Source organism: Endozoicomonas sp. SESOKO2 (assembly GCF_024606245.1).
Classification (GTDB): Bacteria; Pseudomonadota; Gammaproteobacteria; order Pseudomonadales; family Endozoicomonadaceae; genus Endozoicomonas_A.
Genome location: NZ_JAHHPQ010000286.1, coordinates 1 through 2,548, shown reverse-complemented (window position 1 = coordinate 2,548; position 2,548 = coordinate 1). Strand labels below are relative to the sequence as shown.

1 protein-coding gene is annotated in these 2,548 nt (G+C 50.1%); it reads left to right on the top strand.

What is annotated here, in order from left to right; translation table 11 throughout:
* Positions 1-2,548 (top strand): hypothetical protein (locus KDK17_RS06650; protein ID WP_257287659.1); only part of this gene is annotated, 2,548 nt, incomplete at both ends.

Below are 2,548 nucleotides of genomic sequence, written 5' to 3'. Positions count from 1 at the left end.
AAACCCATCAGGATGCCCTGTCAGCACTGGAAATCTGGTTTGCTGCCCGTTACCAACCGGACAACACCCTGAGCGACAAAGTTCGTACACAGAACCTGCAGGATATACAGCAGCCCTTCATGACATTCACCGAACAAACCCGACCTGATTTTGATACCTCCGGATCGGCAGTCAGTGAACTTGTGCAACAGCTCGGACAGGATTTAAGTCGGTGTCAGCAGGCCTATCATCTCAACAGAAAACACGGCGGCCGTCAGGCGACGCTGGTTGAAGGCCCGGCCGGACGGGGTAAAGATGCCACGCTGAATCTGATGATCGACAGTGTCAAACAGCAGGCCAGGCAGCGGGGAGAATCCATGCCGGAAGTCTTTTCCCTGAATGCCTGTGATTGCTCCTGGAACAAAGTGTGTGAAAAAATCCAGACGGCAAAAGTGAATGGCGGCATCGTGGTCATCTCGGAAATGAATCTGATCGACAGCCAGCACCTGGAAGGTGAGCTGAACGACATATTGGCCGGTGACGCGCATCCGGGCTTCCACCTGTTTGCCACGACCAACCCACCCGAGTACAGCGGACGCAAACCCTTATCACCGGCGCTGAAAGGGCGTTTCCGACATTTACCTATCCGGCAGTACAGCCCGGCAGAATTGCAGGCCATTGCTGAGAAAGTGTTGCCACAGACCCCACAGGGGAAAATAATCGCTGAAGATCTGGCTAATATACACTGTCGTTTGAGGACTTGCCTGCAACAGAAAAAACTGCCGTTGCAGCCGACCAGTCTTGATTTACAGAATGTCACCAGAGCCGTCATCAGAGGCGGTGATTTTACTGAAAACGGCCTTCACCAATGCCTCAACCAGCACTACCGGCTTTACCTGATGGCAGCCAATGTATCACTGGATAAACTGCCAAAGTCGTCGGCTATTGCCATGGGTAAAAGCGAGCTTGATGCCGGACTTTGCAAATGGTTCAACGAAACGGTACCGAAAATGAATCGCCCGTGGTTGATACGAGGCAGCGATTGCAACAGTGTTGATGAAAAAAACTGTGAAATCCGTATTAAGACCGGTCTGACAAAAAAGGAAGCCAAAACGGAAATCATTAAGGGTGTGGCTCAGGCCAAATGGCAAGCATCCGGTCTTTCCCTGAAGCCGGATGAGTCGGACGACATTCTCACCCGGGCACTTTACCGACACTGGCAACAGTGCTGGTTTGATCGTACGTTTAGCAGTACCGGCATGGACTCTGGTAGTGTATTTCCCATGACGACAGAAGAGCAACAAACGCTGAAAATGTCCACTAACCAGCCTTATCTTCAGGCGGCTGACCAGCGGATAAGCGCGTGGAAGGCCGATGATGTTCAATGGTGGCCTGCATTCTGGCATCAGCTCAGTGATCTGGCGAACCATTTGGTAGACGATTTTATCGACGAAGCATCCGCTTTCGTCGGTGATAACACTCCTGAAGAAGACATGCCACAAGTCCACGAGGAACAAACTCCGGCATTGGACCAGAAAACGAACCATGAGTCACAACCCGTCAATAAAGCGTTGGCTTTTTACGGCGGTGAGGCTACTGAAAAGTACATTCCACAAGCTTACAAAGAACAGGCTCCGGCACTGGATCAGAGAGCAAACCATGAGCTACAACCTGTTAATAAAGCGATGGCTATTTACGGTGATAAAGCACCTGAAAAATACCATCCAGAAGCCCTTGGGAATGAGGCTCCGGCATTGGACCATATAACGAACTATGAGAGCTGGGGTAAGTCAAAACTTAACGAATATGTAATTTTCGAACATAGGCACTATTCTCCCGGGATGTATCGATGGTGGGCAGAGGATGTTTGTGTGTTTACTGAGGGCGAAGTCCAACTGATCAGTATTAATGATAAACACCTGCAGGGGGCCGAAATTATCATACCTGCCCGGTTACCAGAGCATGACCAGCCAGTGACATTAGCCAGCAACCAAACGCTGGCAACCTTTGACTGGACATCGGACAATGGTCGCTACGCCTTGCCCAGCCTGGAGCCTGATAACTATATAGTAGCCCTGCGCATGAAACCCGATTGGCCGTTTACCCTGGTCAGGGACCGGTATACCGGGCTTCACACACTGTCTATTCCAGAGGCCAGAGCCAACCAGAGTATTCGATTTACTTATGTTGTAGAACGCCGGAAACCGGGCAAAGAAAAATCTGCTAAAGAAGCCCGGTTAAAAGCAGCCCGGTTAAAAGAAGCCCGGTCAAAAGAATCAAACCGTTTTGATGCCCGCTGTTCAGAAGGCATGAAAACAGTACTGGAAGAAGTGCTGACAAACATTGGCCAGCAACCATCAGAAATACAGGCGCCTTTGCTGAGAATAAAGAAAGCCAAAGACACGACGCAACGCATTAAGGCAATCAGTGACTATTGCCTGAAGTTTTCCGGTGGTGCCATACCAGAAACCGGAGAAAACTTCTTTCGTTTCCTCGTAACACGGCAACAGGGGAGCTGTCGTCATCGTGTGCCTGTTTTTATTGCTTTTTGTCGTTATTTTGGGATTCC